The 20,681-nt window shown below is 66.9% G+C and carries 19 protein-coding genes; 11 read left to right on the forward strand and 8 right to left on the reverse strand.

Annotation, left to right across the window (positions count from 1 at the left end):
* Nucleotides 1–4 precede the first annotated feature (4 nt).
* Genes ACE37B_RS16275 through ACE37B_RS16295 form a run of 5 tightly spaced genes read left to right on the forward strand, consistent with a single transcriptional unit; the run spans nt 5 to nt 3,699 of the window.
* On the forward strand, nt 5–520 hold the full coding sequence (locus ACE37B_RS16275; RefSeq protein WP_409924388.1) for a VOC family protein: 516 nt from the start codon (nt 5–7) through the stop codon (nt 518–520).
* Nucleotides 517–1,992: an aromatic ring-hydroxylating oxygenase subunit alpha gene (locus ACE37B_RS16280; protein ID WP_409924389.1), complete on the forward strand. Its 1,476-nt coding sequence runs from the start codon at nt 517–519 to the stop codon at nt 1,990–1,992. The genes ACE37B_RS16275 and ACE37B_RS16280 overlap by 4 nt, the downstream gene beginning before the upstream one ends.
* Before the next feature lie 3 nt (nt 1,993–1,995).
* Complete coding sequence (locus tag ACE37B_RS16285) at nt 1,996–2,478, forward strand: SRPBCC family protein (RefSeq protein WP_409924390.1); 483 nt, start codon at nt 1,996–1,998, stop codon at nt 2,476–2,478.
* Between the two features lie 6 nt (nt 2,479–2,484).
* Complete coding sequence (locus ACE37B_RS16290) at nt 2,485–2,985, forward strand: DoxX family protein (RefSeq protein ID WP_409924391.1); 501 nt, start codon at nt 2,485–2,487, stop codon at nt 2,983–2,985.
* Between the two features lie 51 nt (nt 2,986–3,036).
* The gene (locus ACE37B_RS16295) at nt 3,037–3,699 is read left to right on the forward strand and encodes a class I SAM-dependent methyltransferase (protein ID WP_409924392.1); all 663 of its coding nucleotides are present in this window, start codon (nt 3,037–3,039) and stop codon (nt 3,697–3,699) included.
* Here ACE37B_RS16295 and ACE37B_RS16300 read toward each other — a convergent pair.
* From ACE37B_RS16300 to ACE37B_RS16315, 4 genes are all read right to left on the reverse strand, one after another.
* Entirely contained in the window at nt 3,677–4,696 is a 1,020-nt protein-coding gene (locus ACE37B_RS16300) for a calcium/sodium antiporter (RefSeq protein WP_409924393.1), read from the reverse strand. The two genes, ACE37B_RS16295 and ACE37B_RS16300, sit on opposite strands and share 23 nt — an antisense overlap.
* A 93-nt stretch (nt 4,697–4,789) precedes the next feature.
* Entirely contained in the window at nt 4,790–5,563 is a 774-nt protein-coding gene (locus ACE37B_RS16305; protein WP_409924394.1) for an SDR family NAD(P)-dependent oxidoreductase, read from the reverse strand.
* 2 nt (nt 5,564–5,565) lie between these two features.
* Nucleotides 5,566–6,738, reverse strand: coding sequence for an acetyl-CoA C-acyltransferase (locus tag ACE37B_RS16310; RefSeq protein WP_409924395.1), 1,173 nt, complete (start codon nt 6,736–6,738; stop codon nt 5,566–5,568).
* Nucleotides 6,739–6,769: 31 nt separating this feature from the next.
* Nucleotides 6,770–7,795 (reverse strand): alanine racemase, encoded by a 1,026-nt coding sequence (locus tag ACE37B_RS16315; protein WP_409924396.1) that lies wholly within the window; start codon nt 7,793–7,795, stop codon nt 6,770–6,772.
* Between the two features lie 134 nt (nt 7,796–7,929).
* Between ACE37B_RS16315 and ACE37B_RS16320 the strand changes: the two genes are divergently transcribed.
* The 6 genes from ACE37B_RS16320 to ACE37B_RS16345 all read left to right on the forward strand — a co-directional run bounded on the left by ACE37B_RS16320 (nt 7,930) and on the right by ACE37B_RS16345 (nt 12,857).
* Complete coding sequence (locus ACE37B_RS16320) at nt 7,930–8,697, forward strand: enoyl-CoA hydratase/isomerase family protein (protein WP_409924690.1); 768 nt, start codon at nt 7,930–7,932, stop codon at nt 8,695–8,697.
* 364 nt (nt 8,698–9,061) lie between these two features.
* Complete coding sequence (locus tag ACE37B_RS16325) at nt 9,062–10,195, forward strand: hypothetical protein (RefSeq protein WP_409924397.1); 1,134 nt, start codon at nt 9,062–9,064, stop codon at nt 10,193–10,195.
* Nucleotides 10,192–11,328, forward strand: a complete 1,137-nt coding sequence (locus ACE37B_RS16330) for a hypothetical protein (protein ID WP_409924398.1) — start codon at nt 10,192–10,194, stop codon at nt 11,326–11,328. Before ACE37B_RS16325 ends, ACE37B_RS16330 begins: the two co-directional genes overlap by 4 nt.
* Entirely contained in the window at nt 11,300–11,692 is a 393-nt protein-coding gene (locus ACE37B_RS16335) for a hypothetical protein (RefSeq protein ID WP_409924399.1), read from the forward strand. The genes ACE37B_RS16330 and ACE37B_RS16335 overlap by 29 nt, the downstream gene beginning before the upstream one ends.
* 84 nt (nt 11,693–11,776) lie before the next feature.
* Nucleotides 11,777–12,607, forward strand: a complete 831-nt coding sequence (locus tag ACE37B_RS16340; RefSeq protein WP_409924400.1) for a glucose 1-dehydrogenase — start codon at nt 11,777–11,779, stop codon at nt 12,605–12,607.
* 79 nt (nt 12,608–12,686) lie between these two features.
* A complete protein-coding gene (locus ACE37B_RS16345) occupies nt 12,687–12,857 on the forward strand; it encodes a hypothetical protein (protein WP_409924401.1) in 171 nt (56 codons plus the stop codon).
* A 68-nt stretch (nt 12,858–12,925) separates the two neighbouring features.
* Here ACE37B_RS16345 and ACE37B_RS16350 read toward each other — a convergent pair whose 3' ends face one another.
* The 4 genes from ACE37B_RS16350 to ACE37B_RS16365 all read right to left on the reverse strand — a co-directional run bounded on the left by ACE37B_RS16350 (nt 12,926) and on the right by ACE37B_RS16365 (nt 20,551).
* Entirely contained in the window at nt 12,926–14,515 is a 1,590-nt protein-coding gene (locus ACE37B_RS16350) for a pectinesterase family protein (RefSeq protein ID WP_409924402.1), read from the reverse strand.
* A gap of 167 nt (nt 14,516–14,682) precedes the next feature.
* Nucleotides 14,683–18,006 carry a thiol reductant ABC exporter subunit CydD gene (gene cydD, locus ACE37B_RS16355; RefSeq protein ID WP_409924403.1) on the reverse strand — a complete coding sequence of 1,108 codons (3,324 nt, stop codon included), beginning with the start codon at nt 18,004–18,006 and terminating at the stop codon, nt 14,683–14,685.
* Nucleotides 18,006–19,091 (reverse strand): cytochrome d ubiquinol oxidase subunit II, encoded by a 1,086-nt coding sequence (cydB, locus tag ACE37B_RS16360; protein WP_409924404.1) that lies wholly within the window; start codon nt 19,089–19,091, stop codon nt 18,006–18,008. The genes cydD and cydB overlap by 1 nt, the downstream gene beginning before the upstream one ends.
* A gap of 17 nt (nt 19,092–19,108) precedes the next feature.
* Nucleotides 19,109–20,551 (reverse strand): cytochrome ubiquinol oxidase subunit I, encoded by a 1,443-nt coding sequence (locus ACE37B_RS16365; protein ID WP_409924405.1) that lies wholly within the window; start codon nt 20,549–20,551, stop codon nt 19,109–19,111.
* Nucleotides 20,552–20,681 lie beyond the last annotated feature (130 nt).

Genomic DNA, 20,681 nt, shown 5'->3' on the forward strand with positions numbered 1-20,681 from the left:
CAGCATGATCAGAGGTATCCATCACGTCGCGCTATCGACACCTGACCTCGATCGCCTCGTCGCGTTCTACGTCGACGGACTCGGTTTCGAGGTGGTGATGGAATCGGAGATCGCCAACCGACCGATCGTCGATGAGATGATCGGACTCGACGGCATCGAGTTCCGTCAGGCGATGCTGAAAGCCGGCAACTGCTACGTCGAGGTGTTCGAGTACACGTCGCCGACGCCCGTCGCGAAAGATCCGAACCATCCGGCGAGCAACCACGGCTACACCCACTTCTGCCTCGACGTCGTCGACATCGACGAGGAGTACGAACGGCTGTCCCAAGCGGGCATGACCTTTCATCGGCCGCCGCCGACGACCGAGGAGATCGGCGGGAGCGGCGCGTTGCGAGCGATCTACGGCCGCGATCCCGACGGCAACATCATCGAACTCCAAGAAGTGCTCGAACCCCGCATCCCGTTCTCCCTCGAGCAGACCTCGCTCGCCGGCCCCACCCTGAAAGCAGCCACCACATGACCATCGACGACGTCAGCACCGACCCCGCCATCGATGCGGTGCCTGTCAGGCTTCGCCCCGGCGACGCCCGGTGCCCGGGGCCGAACTACGCCGACATCGTGGTCGACGACTCGGTGCCGCCGCCCGCGCCGATCCTCGAACAGTCGTACGCGTTCCGCGGCGACGACGACATCCCGTACGACGAGTTCACCTCGCCCGACTACCTGCAAGCCGAGTTCGACCACATGTGGTCGCGCACGTGGCAGTGGGCATGCCGCGAGGAACACATCCCCGAACCGGGCGACTACTACGTCTACGACGTCGGCGATTACTCGGCGTTGATCGTGCGCGGCCCGGAGGGCGACATCAAGGCGTTCCACAACGCGTGCCTGCACCGGGGAACGCAACTCAAGCCGCCGGCGTCGTCGGGCTTCAGCCCCAAGCTGCGCTGCCCGTTCCACGGCTGGACCTGGTCGACCGATGGCGACCTCGTCGATCTGCCGTGCGAGTGGGATTTCCCGCACGTGAACGCCGAGGAGTTCGCGCTCCCCCAGATCCGCACCGGCCTGTGGGGCGGCTTCGTCTTCGTCAACTTCGATGACTGCGCACCCGAGCTCATGGCCGGCACCCTCGAGGAGTACCTCGGCGATCTGCCCCGCCACTTCGACGAGGCCGGATGGGATCTGTCCGATCGCTACGTCGAGGTCCACATCCGCAAGAAGCTTCCGGCCAACTGGAAAGCAGCGGCGGAGGCGTTCCTCGAGGCGTACCACATCCTCGAGACACACAGTCAGTCGGTGATGACCGCTGGCGACGCGAACGCGCAGTACGACGTGTTCGGCGAACACATCAGCCGCTTCGAGCACAGCATCGCCACGACCAGCCCGCACGTGCCCGCCGAGAAGCGTCCCGACGAGCAGGCGTTGCTCACCATGTTGATGAGCCGCAAGAACCCCGACGATCCCGTGCCCGAGATCCCCGAAGGTGAGCGTGCCCGCGACGTCTACGCACGCCACATGCAGCAGGTCCTCGGCAAGGCGTACGACAACGATTTCTCCCACCTGTCGGTCGCCGAGACCATCGACTCGATCGAGTACTACGCGTTCCCCAACGCGTTCTTCTTCCCCGGCCTGCAGATCCCGATGACCTATCGGTTCCGCCCCGACGGCGACGCGCGCGACGGCGGGGTCGACCGCGCCATCTACGAGGTGCTGTTCCTGCGGCCGAAGCCGAAGTCCGGCAAGGTTCCGCTGCCCGCCGAGCCATTCGACCTCGACGTCGACGACAGCTACACGACCGTCCCCGGCATCCCCGGCTCGCTCGGCGTCGTGCTCGACCAAGACACGGCGAACCTCGCAGCGCAGACCCGCGGCTTCCGGTCGAGCAAGAAGCGCGGTCAGACCCTCGGGAACTATCAGGAGGTGCGCGCTCGCCACCTCCACGACACGGTGCGGCGCTACATCGACGAGAGCGCGGCCGCAGACGTAACCTGACCCATGCCTCGAAACGTCGTCCAGCCTCCCGAGTGGATCGACTCGGCGCCCATCCTCGTCGAGCGCGAGATCGTCATCGACGCGACCCCGGCCGAGGTGTGGTCACGCATCGCCGACCACGAGCACTGGCCCGACTGGTTCACCAGCCTCGACACGGTGGAGGTCACCGGCCGACCAACCGGGGTGGGTGGCGGTCGAACCGTGACCGTGAAACGGATTTCGATCGTCGAGGAGTTCACCGCGTGGGACGACGACGAACACTTCGCGTTCGCCGTCACGTCGTCTCCGATCCCGATGTTGCGAACCCTCGCCGAGTCGGTTCGTCTCGTCCCGGAGGGTGACGGCTGCCGCATCGTCTATCGACAGGGTCTCAGCGGTCGCCGCTTCCTCGGCTGGGCGATGAGCCTGGCCTGGAAGCAAGCGGCCAAGCAGCTCGAGGTCGCGCTGTCGAACCTCAAGGCCCAGGTCGAGGCCTCGAAAGGCTGAGCGACGGTGTCGGACGAAACCAACCTCGCACTGCTGTTGATCCGCGTCGTGATCGGGCTGACCATGGCCGCGCACGGCTGGAACAAGGCGAAGAACCTCGGCGGAACGGCTGGCTGGTTCGACAGCATCGGCATGAAGCCCGGCAAGCTGCATGCTCGCTTCGCCGCCGGAGGTGAGATCCTCGCCGGCGTGTTCCTCGCGGCCGGGCTGCTCACATCGTTCGCGGCGCTCGGCTTCGTCGGTCTGATGACGGTCGCCTGGTACACCTCGCATCTGCGGGCCGGGTTCTTCATCATCAAAGAAGGCTGGGAGTACGTGATGGTGCTCGGTGTGATCGCCGTGACCATCGCGATGCTCGGCCCTGGCGAGTACTCGCTCGACGATGCGTTCGGCTTCGCCGAGGACCTCGACGGCTACGTCGGACTGGCGATCTCGGCCGGCGGCGGACTCGTCGCCGCAGCGGCGCTGCTCGCCGTGTTCTACCGGCCGCCGGCGAAGGATCAGTAGCCGCTCCGCCACCTGGCGCGGTCGGTGTCGCCGATCTGACAGAGTGGTGGGATGTCGATCTCGGCCGACTCGATCCTGTTCGACGTCTGGTCGACGACGTACGACCGAGCCGGGCTGCAGCAAGCGGTCTACCGGCCCGTGCACGACGCGATCCTGCATCGGATCGCCGACCTCTCGCCTCGCGTCGTGCTCGACCTCGGTTGCGGAACGGGTCAACTGACCCGACGCCTCGCAGCGACGTTTGCCAGCACCACCGTGCTCGGCGTCGACCTGTCGACCGGGATGCTGGAACGTGCCGCCTCGGCGAGCGACGATGGCGACCACGACGCTGGGGATGCTGGCGAGGCATCAGGGGTGTCGTATGCACAGGCCGATGCACAACGGCTCCCGCTCCCGTCGGGTTCGGTCGATGTCGTCGTGTGCACGGAGTCGTTCCATTGGTACGCCGACCAGGAAGCGGCGCTCACTGAGCTGCACCGGGTGCTCGCACCCGGCGGCCGGCTGCTCATCGCATCGATCGCGACGGTGACCGGGGTCGGCGACAACGCGCTGCGCCAGGCCTCCACGCTCGCCGGGCGGCCGATTCGCGCCGTGCCGAGGAAGCGGATGCGAGCGATGCTCACGGACGCAGGCTTCGACGTGACCCACCAGGGTCGTATCGTGCGACTCGGCTTCCTGCCGTGGCCGGTGCTCAGCGACGCGACTCGACGCTGATCGGCACCGATGCGCTGGGTTCCGCGTGGACTGCCGTCTCGTCGTCGTCCGACCCGTCGCTGAAACCGAGGACCACCATCACCCCGACGTACAGCGTCAACAGCACGGCGGCTGCGACGCGCCCGACCTTGCGGCCCACGACGCCCATCCCGAACGCCAGGACCGTGATGACCACGACGGCGATGAGCCCGAAGCCGGTGAGCGAATCATCACCGATCGCACCGGGACCGAACAGCCCCATGAACCCGCCGACGGCGAGCCCGTTGAAGATGTTCGAGCCGAACAGGTTGCCGATGATCAGCTCGGTCTCCTTGCGGCGGGCCGACGCCACCGTGGTGACGAGTTCGGGCAGCGAGGTGCCGAGCGCGACCAGGGAGAACCCGATGAATCCGCCGGTGACCCCGAGCGAGTCGGCGATGTCGACGGCACCCCACACCACCAACTGCGCGCCGAGCACGGTGCCGACGAGGCCGATCAACGTCCGGCCGACCTCGCGTCCGGTCGTGATGGCTTCGACCTCGACATCGCCGAGCACGTCCTCGAGCGTCTCCTGGCGACCCGAACGGATGAGGTAGATCAGCACGCCGACGAGCAATCCGACGAGTACCGCGCCTTCCCAGCGGGCGATCTCCCCGTCGATCACGACTGCGCCGAACACCAGCGTCGCCGCGATGCACAGCGGCCCCTCCCGACGCAGCACCTTGCCCTGCATCGGCATGGCGGTGACCAGGGCCGCGACACCGAGCACGAGGCTCAGGTTGGCGACATTCGACCCGATGATGTTGCCGACGCCGAGGTCTCGGTCACCGCCGACGGCCGCCAACGTGGAGACGAGCAGCTCGGGAGCCGACGTACCGAATCCCATCACGACGGCGCCGATCACGATCGGCGGCAGCTTGAAGAGCGTGGCCAGCCTCGACGACCCCAGCACGAACTGGTCGGCAGACCAGACGAGGACGACCAGGCCGACGACCAGCAAGACGATGTCGATCAGCACAGTGCCCCGAGGCTACCGAGGTCTCCCCCAAACCCGAAACGATGAGCATGATCCGCTCGCTACCGGACGGTCCTCATCGCGTCGGGTCGGGCGTTAACGGTTGCCGCCGTTGACGAGCAGGGTCTGGCCAGTGACCCACGAGGCGGCGTCGGAGGCGAGGTACACCACGGCGTTGGCGACGTCGTCGGCGGTGCCGAGGCGTCCCAGCGGGATGCCGAGCTTCTTGCCCAGCGTCGGGATGTCGTCTTCGGAGGCGCCGAAGAACTCGAGGAACACCTCGGTCGGCACCGGGCCGGGGGCAACACCGTTGACGCGGATGCCGCGGGGTGCCAACTCCGTCGAGAGCGTGCGCGTGAGGCTGTCGACGCCGGCCTTCGCCACCGCGTACGGACCGTTGTTCGGCGACGGCTTGAGCGCAGCGCCCGACGAGATGTTGATGATCGATCCGCCGTCGTCGAGCACGCGCGCCGCCGCGCGAGCACCCGTGAACACGGCTCGCAGGTTGAGGTCGAGCTGGTAGTCCCACTGCCGGTCAGGCATGTCGGCGAGGTGCCGTGGCGTGCGATCGTCGGCGCCGCCGGCGTTGCTCACCCACAGCGTCACCTTGCCCATCTCGGCCTTGGCCTGATCGGCCAGGCGGTCGACGAACTCGCCGTCGGTGATATCACCCGGGATCGCGAGGGCACGACGACCGAGCTCGCGGATCCGATCGGCGACCGCGTCGATCTCGTGCTCGCGGCGAGCGGTCAGCACGACGTCGCAGCCCGCTTCCGCCAGCCCGATCGCGATGCCTTCACCGATGCCGCGACCGGCACCGGTGACCACGGCCACGCCGTCGGTGAGGGCGAACCGATCGAGGATGCCCACGATCAGTAGATCTCGATGAGGCCAGCGGCGCCTTGGCCCCCGCCGATGCACATCGTGACGACGCCCCACTTCGCGCCGCGACGCTTGCCTTCCTGCAGCAGGTGGCCAGCGCAGCGAGTGCCCGTCATGCCGAAGGGGTGACCGATCGCGATCGAGCCGCCGTTGACGTTGTACTTCTCGGGGTCGATGCCGAGCTTGTCACGTGAGTACAAGCACTGGCTGGCGAACGCCTCGTTCAGCTCCCAGATGTCGATGTCGTCGACGGTGAGGCCGTGACGCGCCAGCAGCTTGGGCACGGCGTAGATCGGGCCGATGCCCATCTCGTCGGGTTCGCAGCCGGCGACCGCCCACCCCTTGAACGCACCCAACGGCTCGATGTCACGACGCGACGCTTCCTCGTCCGACATCATCACCACGGCGGCAGCGCCGTCGGACAACTGGCTGGCGTTGCCGGCGGTGATGAAGTTGCCCTCACCGCGGACCGGCTGGAGCTGCGACAGCCCCTCCAGGGTCGTGGTCGGACGATTGCACTCGTCGCGATCGACGGTGTAGTCCACGATCGACTCTTGCTTCGTCTCGCGGTCGACGAGCTTCATCTTGGTCTCCATCGGGACGATCTCGTCCTCGAACAGCCCGTTCTCCTGCGCGGCCGCCATCCGCATCTGCGACTGGAAGGAGTACTCGTCCTGATACTCGCGCGACACGTTGTAGCGCTGCGCCACGATGTCGGCGGTCTCGATCATCGCCATGTATATGGCGGGGTACTGCTCTTCGAGGGCCGGGTCCATGTTGACCGACCCGCCCATGCCCGGGCTGGGGATCGAGATCGACTCGACGCCACCGGCGACCACGACATCGGCGCCGTCGACCTTGATGTAGTTCGCGGCGACGGCGATCGAGTTCAGACCCGACGAGCAGTGCCGTTGGATCGTGTTGCCGCCGGTCGTGACCGGCAGCCCGGCGAGCAGCCCGGCCAGGCGGCCGAGGTTGCCGGCGCCGTGCGCACCGTTGCCGAGGGCGACGTCTTCGACCGCCTCGGGCTCGACGCCCGACTTGGCGACGGCGTGCTTGATGGCATGGGCCGCCATCGACATCGCGGGGGTGATGTTGAACCCGCCACGTCCCGCCTTGGCGAGTCCGGTACGGGCGTAGGAAACGAATACTGCTTCGCGCATGACCGAAACGTAGTCAACAGCGACGCTCGAATCACCAATGGCGCAGATCGACCGGCCAACGGTCGACCACGTCGTCGCCGTCGACCACCCACATCTGCTCGTGTTTGGCGACGGTCGGATCGACGTGCGCCGACTGCAGACGAACCCGATCACCGACCGACCACGAGCCGATCGGACGCTCGTCGCCGGGCACGAGCGTCACGTGTTCGTCGGACATGATGAACACGTCACCGCCCTCCCACGACGGGTTGCCGTGGTCCATGCCCATCGACTTGAGTCCGGCGTCGGCGACGATCCAGCCCTTCGGGCTGACCGAGACGACGGTCGAGAGCACGTTCAGCGCGATCTCGAACGGGAGGCCGAGCTTGGCGTAGTCCGTGTCGAGGAGCGTGTAGCTCCCCGCCTGGATCTCGGTGCACCACGTGTTGAGGTCGAACGTGCCGGTGCCACCACCCGAGATGACGTCGCCACCGACGTCGGCCGCCGCAGCGACGAGCAGGCTCATCGACCGTTCGACCTTGCGCTCCTTCTCGTCCCGGTCGAGCACCATCATCAGGTGTCCCTCGTAGCCCATCACGCCACGAACGTCGAGGCCGGCAGCCCGGGCACGCTCAGCGAGGCGGCCAGCGTCGGCGGGATCGCACCCGCAGCGCGGGAGTCCGACCTCGACGTCGATGAGCACCGACCGGATGCCGCCTGCGATCGCCGCGTCGAGCGTCACGTCGGAATCGACCGCCACCGTGATGTTCGCTCGATCGGCGAGCGCCCCGAGCCGGGCGACGTCGAGCGACTCGTTGGCCAACAGCAGGTCGTCGCCGAGTCCGGCGGCGACCATGCCTTCGACCTCCTTGGGCGTCGCGCAGCAGAACGAGGTGTGTCCGTCGGCGGCGAGTCGAGCGGCGAGCGCCGTCGATTTGAACGCCTTGACGTGCGGCCGCAGCCGCGGGCCGGGCAAGACGGCGTCCATCGCCGCGAGGTTGGCCTCGAACACCGACCGCTCGACGACGAGCGCCGGAGTCGGAAGGTCGTGGATGGTGGACGGGTCGCTCGTCGGCATCGTGTCATCTGAGCCGGTCGGCGGGCGACGCGTCAACACGTGGCGTCGGGGTCGATCCGACTAGACACGGCCACATCGAGCTGACCGAGACCAACGACTTCACCACCCTGCAACTCAGCGAGCCCGCCGACGAGATCGTGCTGGTCACGCTCGATCGCCCCGACCGGCTCAACGCGATCACCTCGACGATGATCACCGAACTCGAGGCGGTGGTGGCCGCGGTGGACCGCGACCCCGACGTGCGAGCGGTGATCCTGACCGGCGCAGGCCGAGGGTTCTGTGCCGGCCTCGATCTGTCGGGCGGCGGCACGGCGCCCGGCGCCGAGGGCGTCCCGGCGACCGTCGCCGGGTTCATGTGGCAAGACCATCTGGCGACCCTGCACGAGAAGATCCACCGGTCGCGCAAGCCGTGGATCGCCGCGGTGAACGGTCCGTGCGTCGGTGGCGGGTTCGCGATGGCACTCGCCTGCGATATCCGAATCGCCGCGACCTCGGCCACCTTCGGCGCGGTGTTCCTCAAGCTCGGCGTGTCGAACTGCGACATGGGAACCAGCTACTTCCTACCCCGCCTCGTGGGCGCGTCACGCGCCGCCGAACTGATGCTCACCGCGCGCATCTTCGACGCCGAGGAGGCGGACCGGATCGGGCTCGTCACCGACCTGGTCGACGACGGCACCGTCATCGACCGGGCGCTGGTGACGGCGGAACTGATCCGGTTGAATCCGCCGTTCGCCACGTGGATGACGAAGGAGACGATGTGGCAGACGATCGACGCACCGTCGCTGCGACATGCGCTCGACATCGAGAACCGCACCCAGATCATGTGTAGCGGTACCGGCGAACTCGACGAAGCCCGCCGAGCCTTCGTCGAGAAGCGCCCCCCGAGCTGGCGAGACGACTGAGCAGACTGCGACTCGTGGCGCGACTCGTCTCGAATCAAGATCATCCCCGGCGGGCCGGCGCTGCGAGAGCTCTGACGAGAGCAGATCTCACGCGGACCACGCACCCGAGCCCTCTCGCCGAAACGACCACGTTCGTCATCTCCAATTTCAACGAGCGACTTCGCATTCCTATTCTTCGATATCGACCAGTCCACATTCTCCAATAGGATTCAGGACCGACGCGGGCAGGAAGATCGCTCTGCATCCAGATGAGAGCGCCATGAATATCCAACAACATATTGACTCTCACTCGTCACCGGAGTAGATTCCTCTTTCGTGCCCCCACCGTTCAGGACTCTGCGCTACTGCCGCTCTCGTCTTGTCAGTGACGACTGCTCTGCTCATGATCGGTCCGGATCAACCCACCGCACAGGCGTACGCCCAAGATCCGAATAACTGCAACGACAGCAGTATGACGTATTCGCTGTGGGACTACGGGATCGAATACTCCACAGCATGGGACGCGTGGGAAGCGTCTCGCATGTGCGAAACGTTCGGCGAGCTTGGAAAGCACAAAGCTCAGGACGGGACTTTCCTCCTTTCGCTGACGAACAAGGGCAAGCACAAGTCCGCAGACGTCAAGGTCCACCTTCTGGACACGCCTTCGAGTACGTATGGTAGTTCGAGTTGCTCACCTTTGGCGCAGGCCAGGATGTGGGTAAACGAGAACTGGGCCTGGGATAACAAGTTTCTCTGGAAGACCGGTGCACACGAAATGTTCCATCTCGGCGGAGCAGAGCATGGTGGCCGCTACGACTCGTGGTACGGCTTGAGCGCGCAATGGCAGACCCCGACGCGAATGTCGACCTGCACCGAACCTTCGCTCAACTACAACTCGGCGGCGCTCGCGTTTGACGATATTGCGTACCTCAACTGGCTTCATGGCAACCCGAGCAACCGCCAGATGATGGCGGACTCTGGCTTCGAGACCGGGACCGACCCCGCCTGGATCTTCTACAACGGCTTGAATCACTTCTTCTACGGACCAGGTTCGCAAGACGGAGTGCGGCACGTACGAATCAACCCGACGATGAACTCTCACGTGACGCAGCAGAGTCATTTCATACAGCAAAATGTGCGACTGCTCAATGGGGACGACGATGAGCAGTATCGCGGAACGGTCTGGATGCGCGAGCACTCGTCGCCTTACGTAAGCACCGGGGTCGTCGAGGCGTGGTATCGGACGATCAACTTCGATGGGAACAATTCCTGCCAGTACGAGGATGGATTGGGCAGTACGGACCCCAACGACCCGACGCCGAGCGCCGGTGTATGGACACGAGCGCGGCTCACGGCACCTGAACCGCTCACCACCACCTACTCGTTCGTTGACACAACGTGGTTCAATCCTCCATCTGCACACGCATACGATTTCGCTGTTCGAGCTCGAGGTCAGTCAGTATCTGGTACTACGTGGGGTTGGCTCTACGTGGACAACCTGACCATGGAGGGAACATGATGCCCAAGAGACAGCGGAGTATGTCTTGGTGTTTCTTGACATTGATCGCCCTGTCCGCCTGCGGAATTGCAGATGAAGCTGGCGACGGTCCGCTCCTACCTCTGGGCGAGCAGCCGGTGACGTCCGCTGCTTCCCTCTCGGGGGACCCGATCGCCGATTTTCGCGAACGAGGGCGGTGCCCCGGGGACGAGTTCACCCACTATGACCATGCTCCCCTCGTACCGTTTCTGAGTTCGACAACAGAGTGGCTTCGGGTAGGGGGCAACGCCGAAGCGGTGGCGGCCACCCTTGCGGAGGCGGCGGGAACGACGCCTGTCGTCCTCGATGTCGCGGTTGCCGACGACGGTCGTCTCAGGGCAACCACGAACCGGGAAATCGCGATGCACCCCTCATTCGCGCCGGCACTGGCTGCCAGCGACCCTTCCGTCGACGTCTTCATCGGTGTCGCCGACCGGTCCCACGGCGGTGATGTCGAAAGGGCCGAGTTCGTTCTAGCGGTATCGCAGGACAGCTTTGCGTTCGTAGGCTTCTGCACGACCGACGCACTCACATTGCCGTTGGAGGCGGAACTCTCTCGGTCCGGGATCTTGGGAGTGCGAGAGATCATTGGCTTGAGCGGCGCCGAACTCGCAGCGGTGATGGCTCCGCTGCCCTCATCTGGTTCGGCTCTCGCTACCGTGCCCCAGTACATACCCGGTCTGTCAGATGAGTCCAACCCGACGGACTCGCCCGTCCGCCCGATCAGCTTGATCGTGTCGACCAAGATTCCACCACTTGATCCGGATTCGCTGGTCTGTGTTGCGTCTGGCGGTGTCCTGGGCGATTGCGTTCCAGCATCGGAGTTACTCGGGGGCGTCCCGTTGACCGCCTACGAGCACGCCGGTCCCACTATTGAGATCGTTCACCTTCGAGGAACGCTTCCACGCGAGGACGCGATGACGCCGGTTGCGTCGATCGAAATCGGGAGCCTGCCGTCTCGCGACGGAGACAACCTGGTCGAGCTGTCTGGTGGCGCAGTCGACGCGCTCACCACCACGCTCGTGGTCAGCATCGCGAAGTGCCCTTCAGCAGATGAGGAGTTCGAGGACCATGCAGCCGGTACCGGTGTCGAGTTCTGCACGTCGCCGAGCTAGAGCTCGCTTCATCGCGCTGGTCCACCTCGGCGCACTGGCCCTCGCAGCGGGGTGCGGAGACGAATCTGGCTGCGACGACTTCAACCCCCAGAGCCAGCCGGTCGATGTCGGCAGTTCGCATCCGATCGAGGTCGAGTTCGTCGACGGCGGATGGTCGTTTCTCGACTTCGCAGGCCGCTATTGGGACACCACCGACGCGGAACCGGAGCTACTCGGCGCGGGTACGGTCACGTTGAACGGCGAAGCAACACTCGACGAGGCGTTCTTCCTGGAGGACGGCTTCATGATGTCGGGATCCACCACAGTCCGCTTCGAGGGGATCGACGGCGTCTTCGTCTTCGATCAGCTTCCGGGCTGCGAGTAGTCGTGCGGCCGGGCCTTCCGGTTCAGCAGCACGCCGAGCCACGCGACTCGCACTCGCGTCGGCGCGGTTCGTAGCTTCGCGGTCATGAGTGAACGACTGAGTGGACGAGCAGCCATCGTGACCGGTGGCGCCAACGGGATCGGGCGGGCTACTGCCCGTCGATTCATCGACGAGGGCGCGCAGTGTCTGATCGTCGACCTCGACGTCGAACGCGGCCAAGCCGTCGCCGACGAACTCGGCGAGGCGGCGCACTTCCACCGCGCCGACGTCGGGGTCGAAGCCGACATCGCTGCGGTCGTCGACGAAGCGGTCGAGCGGTTCGGCAAGCTCGACATCATGTTCAACAACGCCGGCATCCTCGGCGCAGTCGGCCCGATCGCCGACATCGACGGCGGCGCCTGGCAGCGAACGATCGACGTCTTGCTGTCGAGCGTCTTCTACGGGATCAAGCACGCGGCGCGCGTGATGATCCCGCAGGGCTCTGGCGCGATCGTCAGCACCACCTCGACGGCCGGGCTGCGAGCCGGGCTCGGACCGCACGTCTACACGGCTGCCAAACACGGCGTGGTCGGCCTGACCGGATCGGTCGCCGCCGAACTCGGGCGCCACGGCATCCGCGTCAACGCCGTCGCACCCGGCGGCACGGTCACGGCGCTCACCTCCAAGCTCGCGACCGGCGACGCCGACGACGTCGAAGGAGCCAGCAAGCGAATCGGCACACGCGGCCCGCTCGGTCGTGGTGCGCGCCCGGAAGAGATCGCGGACGCGGTGCTGTTCCTCGCCTCCGACGAGGCCAGCTTCGTGCTCGGGCACACCCTGGTCGTCGATCAGGCCAACGAGGTGATCGGCGACCGCAACCACGCCTTCACATCGATGACGGCCGACCTCGAACAGGGTCGATCAGCCAGCTCGTAGACGGCCCGAGCGATCCCGCGCTTCGGGAATCGTCCGGCGCGACGAGCCACGCCGACGTCGACTGTTCCAGACTGTTGCCATGTGGCTGGCTGCTCTCGATCCCGCGATGACCGGTGACGACGGGTCGACCTTGACCCTCGAAGGGGCCATCGTCTTCCTCGTGCTCGTCAGCGTGTTCGGCGCCGGACTCGCATGGATCCGCTCGCAACGTCGTTCCGGCAAGACCACCAAGTTCCCGCGCATCGGCTGACGTACTCGGAGTGGTCCCCGAGCCGAGCGACGACGGCATCGTCGCTCGGCTCGCTCACGCGATCCAGCTCAGGTGCAGGCCGCGTCGAGCTCGACGAACGCTGCGGAGTACACACCGACACAGGCGAATCCGATGCCGAGCGCAGCACCATCGAGCACGGTGTCGGCAATCTTCACGGACCCGAAATTGCTGAGAACGTCGCCGGTGATCGACGAGTTGCGAATGGTCGGCGAGGATGCGAAGTTGTTCACGGCGTTGTTGACGGGGCTGCCGGAGGCGATCGCTGTCAGGTTGTTCATCGTGGGCGACGAGGCTGTCGAGTTGGCCACGCCAGCGGAGGATGTGGTGCCGCCGGTACCGATCGCGGTCACGTCGTTCATCGTCGGGGACGACGACGAGTCGTTGGACACACCCTGAGTGGCCGCGCCGCCGGTTGCCGTGGCAACGACGTTGCTCATCACCGGCGACGACGCTTGGTTCCGGACACCGATGAGGTTCGTGCTGCCCGACGCAGTGGCGGTCAGGTCGCTCAGCTTCAGTGTGCCGTCGGACGCATTTGTCACATACACACCTGTCGCGAAGGTGCTGCCGCCGGTGTTGGTGATGGTGATCTGGCGGAGTTCGGCGGTGAGATTCCCCGCCGTCACCGCAGCGCCCGGGAACCCAGCCGTCCCGCACGCACACGTCACCTCGGTGACGCCCTGGCCGGAACCTTCGACGTCGACGTGGTCCTTCAGGGCCACCACCGACGTCTCGGTGTAGATGCCGGGCGCGATCCTCACGAGATACGGGTTGCTCGACGATGCGTCGGTGATCGATGCCAGCGCTGCGGACAACAGCAGGAAGTCACCGGTGCCGTCGTCGGCGACCCAGATCACGCGGGCCGGCGACTCGGCATCGACACCGGCCGCACCAGGATCTCCCTGATCTCCCTGCGGGCCAGTGTCGCCCTGCGGGCCAGCGTCGCCGATGTCGCCCTTCGGGCCGGTGTCGCCAGCATCACCCGTGTCGCCCTTCTCGCCGACAGCGCCAGCATCACCCGTGTCGCCCTTCTCGCCCTGCGGGCCGGCATCGCCCTGCGGACCGGCATCGCCCTGCGGACCGGCATCGCCCTGCGAACCGGCATCGCCCTGCGGACCGGCAGGGCCCGCTGGGCCGCCTTCGGACGGGATGTAGTAACCGTTCACGTCGATCACCACATTCACCGACCCCGCATTGTTGAACACGTCGAACGAACCAGAACCCGACAACGACGACACCACCGCATTCGGCACCGGCGGCTGACCCGGAAACGGATTCAACGACGCCGCCGTCGGACGATCACCCGACGGCCACACCGTCAAGAAACTCGGAGCCGACGCACCCAACGCCGTGATGTTCAACGACACCCCCGTCGCCGACGACGGGATCCCCTCGCACTCACCGTTGTCGCCCCACACCTCGAACGTCGACGACGACCCCGCACCCAACGTCGACACCGAACCCACACCCACCGGCGCCGGACGCGTATCCGCCAAACGACACGGAACCACCGGCACGAACACCGACCCCGACTCCCCATCCGACTGCGCCCGCACCGCTACCCCAGCGGTCAACAACCCCACCGTCACCAACCCCACCAACGCCAACCGACCACGACCCACAACAGACTTCGACATCACAACTCCCTCACATCACGACAGACCCAGATGTCCACCACGCCGCAACCTACGCATCACTGATGAGCCACCGATGAGCCACCGATGAGTCCCCGCGTCGAGTCCCCGCGTCGAGTCACCGCGGGGCCCGCCGCCGCTACGCCATCCGGCCAGCCGGGGTCCGCTGTCTACCGGGGAGAGATGGTGTGGCCGGCGGACGGCGTGATGGAGGTGAGCGTCGTCATCGAGAGATCGTCCACCATCGGGAGTGGCTGATGGCTGACGGCGACGACCGCTCGATCGGGATCGTTCATCACCGCTCGCAGCGAACGTGACGCCGTCGCCTCGTCGAGGTGGGCGGCTGGTTCGTCGAGCAACACCAGCCGACGGCGCGACAGCACGGCACGGGCGATCGCGAGACGGGTGCGTTCGCCACCGCTCAGCCCGGTGAGTGTGGCGTCGAGGCCGTCGGGATGGCGACGCAACCAGCGCGTCAGATCGGCTGCGTCGAGCGCGGCGAGCAGCTCGTCGTCACTCGCACCGGGAGCGGCCAACACCAGATTGGCGCGGATGCTGCCGGCGAACGCGTGGGGCTCGTCGTCGACGATCGCGATGTCGGCGCGAGCGTCGGCGAGGCGAACCTCCGACGCCGGGGCCCCGGCGAGCAGATGCGTCCCGGAAACGGGCGTGAGGTGGCGTGCCAGCACGGCGAGCATCGTCGACTTGCCGATCCCGTTCGGCCCGGTCAGCTGCACACGTGTGCCCGGCTCGATGACCGGCAGCGAGAACGGGCCGAGCGGCTGCTGCTCGTCGGTCCACGCCGCCGAGAGGTCGGTGGCGACGACGGGCAACACGCCGTCGGGGAGCGACCGTTCCCCGTGGTCGTCGACCGCGGGCGACTGATCGAGCACGGCGGCGAGGCGAGCCTCGGCGGCGTTCGCTCGGGCGCGTGCGCCGCCGATCTCGGCCAGCCCGACCCACCCGTCACTGAGCGCGATCGGAGACAGCGAGACGAGCGCAGCCACCGGACCCGAGATCGTGCCAGCGCCGAGCGCCGCCGCCGCGACGATCGACACGACGACGGTGGTCGTCGCCAGCACGCTCCACAGCGCCACGAGCGTGATCGCGCGGGTGCGAATCAGACGCCCTTCGGCCACCGCTTGCGAACGATGCGCCGCGTCGACCCCGCCGAGCAATGCCGGACCTGCGTCGCCGGAGCGGTCGTCGATCACCGCGCGGACCTGATCGAGGCGATCCACGAGCGCCGTGACGATCTGCTGGGCCGCTCCACGAGCTCGCACCGCATCGTCGTGCGCGGCGCGCTCCGCGATCGCGCCGCGCCGCGCCGCAGCGAACGCGAGCAACGCGCCGATGACGATCATCCCCGCCGCCCACGGCACGAAGATCGCGACGATGGCCGCCGCGCTCGCGCTCGCGATCACGGTCGACCACCACGGAACTCGCACTCGCACCTGCTCGTCGACCGCATCGTCGAGGTCGGCGACGACCGCCGTCAACACGTCGCCCCGGTTGCGGCGACCCAGTCGGGCCGGGGTGAGCGGGATCAGCCGTCGGTACACGTCGACTCGGCGCTGCGCGAGCGTCTCGAGTGCTGCATCGTGCGATACGACGCGTTCGGCGTAGCGCAGGACGGGTCGGGCGATGCCGAAGGTACGAACTCCGACGATCGCGACGAGCAACGTCAGCACGACGGGCATGGTCGAGGCCTGCACGATCAGCCATCCGGACGTCGCCGTGAGCGCCACGCCGGCGCTCATCGACATCCCACCGAGCGCGCTGGCCATCACCAGGCGTCGCTGCACGCTGCGTTGCTGCCAACCGCTCAACGGCTCCGTCGACGCAGAGGTTCCGGACCCCGCACCACGACCTTCCGGATCCTGCGTCGTCGCGGTGTGTGCCGACGTGTCGTGCACGGATTCGACCGGCATCTCCCAGCGACTGTCGCCGCGGGTCATCAACTCGATGTCGTGTGTGGCGACGATCACCCGTCGGGTCACCGCCATCGCGACGATCGCGTCGCGCAGCATGTCGAGGTCGTCGAGGTCGACGTGTGCGGTCGGCTCGTCGAGCAGCACGAGCGGGGCACGGGTCAGCATCGCCCGAGCGAGCGCGAGTCGCGTTCGCTGACCTGCCGAGAGTCCGACGCCGTCGTCGCCGAGGCGCGTCGCGAGACCCTCACGCTCTGCGAGCGCCGACCAGAGGCCGACGGACTGGAGGGCGCGAGAACACTCGACGTCGGAAGCATCGGGTGCGGCGAGCCGCAACGCGTCGGCGACCGTGCCGGGGAGCACCAGCGGTCGCTGCGTCGCGAGATGCGACGCGGGCGCAACGACGACACCCGAGCCGGGTGTCCGGATGCCGGCGAGCAGGTCGAGCACCGTGCTCTTGCCACTCCCCGAGGGGCCGACCAACACCGTCATTCCCGGCCCCGCGGGCGTTGCCAACGTGAGCTCGTCGAAGAGGTCGGCACGATCCGGGTACCCGAACGTCACGTCCTCGACGAGCACCGGGTCGAGACGGCTGTCGTCGACGCGGTCGACGCGCGGCAGCGTCGCATCCGACCCGAGCGTCGGCCCGACCCGTTCGAGCACGGCCGCGCCGTCGGCGGCGTTGTGGAACTCCTGGCCCACGCGGCGGATCGGCCAGTACGCCTCCGGCGCCAGCAGGATGGCGGCGAGGCCGACCTGGAGGTCCATCACGCCATAGGCGAGGCGCAACCCGACGGCGACGGCGACCATCGCCACCGAGATCGTGGCGAGCAGTTCGAGCGCCGTCGACGACGTGAACGCCGTGCGCAGCGCCGACACCGACGCCCGCCGATGCCGATCCCCCACCGCCTCGACTCGCTCCACCTGGTGCTCGGCACGGCCGTACGACACCAGCGTGGGCAGCCCGCGCACCACGTCGAGGAAATGCCCGGCCAGCACGTGCATTGCCGACCAGCGCCGCTCGCTCTCGTCGGCGGTGTGCTGTCCGATCAGCGCGGCGAACAACGGCAGCAATGGCAGTGTCAGGATCAGGATGGGCGCGCTCCACGGATCGACCCACAGCAGCACGACGATCACCAGCACCGGCACGATCGCGGCGGTCACCAGCGCCGGCAGGTAGCGCGCAACGTACGGCTCCAGACTCGTCGCGCCTGCGCCCGCGAGGCTGATCGCCTCGTCGTGCGACGGCCGCTCCTCGACCGGCTTCGACAACCAATGGCGCACCAGATGCACACGAACCGCAGCACTCACGTCGTGCCCGGCTCGTCGCGCCACGATCTCGCCGATCGCTGCGAGCACGCCCCGGGCGAGCATCAGCACCGCAAGCGTCGCGAGGGGCCCGACGAGCGAGTCGCCGCGGACGAGCGACGCGACTGCCCACGCCGCGCTCAACGCCTGGCCGAGCGAGGCGACGCCCGACGCGACCCCGACGACCGCGAGCCGGATCGCCGCTCGCCGCGCACTCGGAACGGCCCGGAACAAGGCCGGGTCGACCGGCCCCATCAGCGCTCGACCTCGGTCCGCTCCGTCACGGGCTGGTTGCGAGCAGCGGCGGCGACCTTGGTCGGGATGTGATGGCCCGAGACCCGACGCCGGAAGATCCAGTAGGTCCAGCTCTGGTACAGCAACACGACCGGGGTGAAGATGACCGCCACCCAGGTCATGATCCGCAGCGTGTAGTCGGTCGACGCCGAGTTGGTCGTCGTCAAGGAGAAGGCCGGGTCGGTCGAGCTGGGCATCACGTCGGGGAACAGGGCGACGAAGAGCGAGATCACCGCCACGCCGATCGCTGCGAAGGTCAGCGAGAAGCCCCATCCTTCGCGAGCCCGACGCACCTGGCCGAGCGCACCGATCAGCAACCCGGCGGCGACCAGCGTCAGTAGCCACGACCAGCCGGAACCGGTCGACCCCTGCATGATCAGGAGCCACACGGCGACGAGCCCGGTGGCAACCACGCCGACACGCAGACTCAGTTGGCGAGCGTCATGTCGGATCGCGCCGTCGGTCTTGAGCGCGAGGAACATCGCGCCGTAGGCGATGAACAACGCGACCATCGCCACCCCTCCGAGCAGGGCTGCGGGGTTGAGCAGTGTGAACAGCGAACCGGTGTATTCCTTGTCGGCGTCGATCGGGACCCCGCGCACGATGTTGGTGAACGCCACACCCCACAGCAACGCGGGGACGAACGATCCGACGATGATCGCCAGGTCCCACCGCCGACGCCACACGGGATCGTCGACCTTGCCGCGGTAGTCGAACGCGAGCGCTCGCACGATCAGCGCCGCGAGGATCAACAGCAAGGGCAGGTAGAAGCCGGAGAACAGGGTGGCGTACCACTCGGGGAACGCAGCGAAGGTCGCACCTCCCGCGGTGAGCAACCAGACCTCGTTGCCGTCCCACACCGGCCCGATCGTCGACAGCATGACGCGCCGACGTGTCTCGCCGTCGTGTTCGATGTCGTCGGGGCCGCCGTCGCCGCGTCCGAGGATCGGGAACAGCATGCCGACACCGAAGTCGAAGCCTTCGAGGACGAAGTAGCCGGTCCAGAGGACCGTGATGAGGATGAACCAGACGGTGGTGAGTTCCATGTCAGACCTTCAGTGCTTCAGTACGAGAAGACGAACGGTTCGTCGTCGCTGCGTTCGGACGGATCGAGCGATTCGGTGGGCGCGGGCTCCGCGCCGGCCCGCCCGTAGCGCAAGATGAGCTTGACCTCGATGTACGCGAGCACGCTGTACAGCAGCGTGAACGCTGCCAATGAGATACCGACCTCCCAGGCGGTCGTGCCGGGGCTCACCCCCGTCGCCGTCGTCATCACGCCGAACACCAGCCAGGGTTGGCGCCCCATCTCGGTGAAGATCCACCCGAACGAGTTGGCGGCCATCGGCATCAGCACGACCGCCACCGCGATCCATGGCCACGCCCGATGCGTCAGCGGACGATCCTTGCGCATCGCCCAGAGCGCCAGCGCTGCGAGGCCGGCGGCGACCGCACCGGTGCCCATCATCCAACGGAACGTCCAGTACGTCACCGGGATGATCGGGCGATAGTTGTCAGCAGCGGTCAGCGCCTGGTCGGAGTACGCGAGTTCGTATTCCTGCTGGAGGTCGTTGATCCCCTGGACCTCACCGTCGAGCGTGCCGGTCGCGAGGAACGACAGCAGGTCGGGAACGGTCAGCGCCCACTTCTCGGTCTGACCGTCGGGGGTGCCGATGGTGATGATCGAGAACGCAGCGCCTTCACCTTCGGGCGAGGTCTCGTAGAGGGCTTCGGCCGCCGCCATCTTCATCGGCTGGACCTCGGTCATCACCTTGCCCTGGAAGTCGCCGGTGATCGCGGTGCCGATCCCGCCGACCAGCACGAACACGGCGCCCATGCGAGCGGCGCGGCGGTACATCGCTTTGTCGTCGCTCGGCGTCGCGTTGCGCCACACGTGCCACACGGCGATGCCGAGCACGAACGCACCGCCGCTCATCCACGCCGCCGCGATGACGTGCGGGAACGTGATCAGCTGCACCTTGTTGGTGAGCACCGCGACGAAGTCGGTGAGTTCGGCCCGCCCGGTTTCGGGGTTGTTGCGGTAGCCGACCGGGTTCTGCATGAACGAGTTCGCGGTCAGGATGAAATAGCTCGAGATGAGCGTGCCGATGTGCACGATCCAGATCGCACTCAGATGCAACCGCTCGGGGATGCGCCCCCAGCCGAAGATCCAGAGTCCGAGGAACGTGCTCTCGAGGAAGAAGGCGAGCAACGCTTCGATCGCGAGCGGCGCGCCGAAGATGTCGCCGACGAAGCGGGAGTAGTCCGACCAGTTCATCCCGAACTGGAACTCCTGCACGATGCCGGTGACCAGGCCCAACACGAAGTTGATGGTGAACAACTTGCCGAAGAACTTGGTGAGGCGCAGCCACTCCGGGTTGCGCGTCTTCAACCAGCGGGTCTGCATGATCGCAACGATCAGCGAGAGCCCGATCGTGATGGGGACGAAGAAGAAGTGATAGACGGTCGTGATGCCGAACTGCCATCGAGCCAGATCGAGTGCGTCCATCAGCGCACCCCTTCCGGCCGCCGCCGGTCAGCGGCACGAGTCGGTCGGGATGACGAGGTATTCGAACTGGGGTGCACGGCGCCTGCTTCGGGAGGATGTGTCGTCGTTGTGGACACCTCCCATTGTTCCG

This window comes from Ilumatobacter sp. (assembly GCF_046290335.1).
GTDB lineage: Bacteria > Actinomycetota > Acidimicrobiia > Acidimicrobiales > Ilumatobacteraceae > Ilumatobacter_A.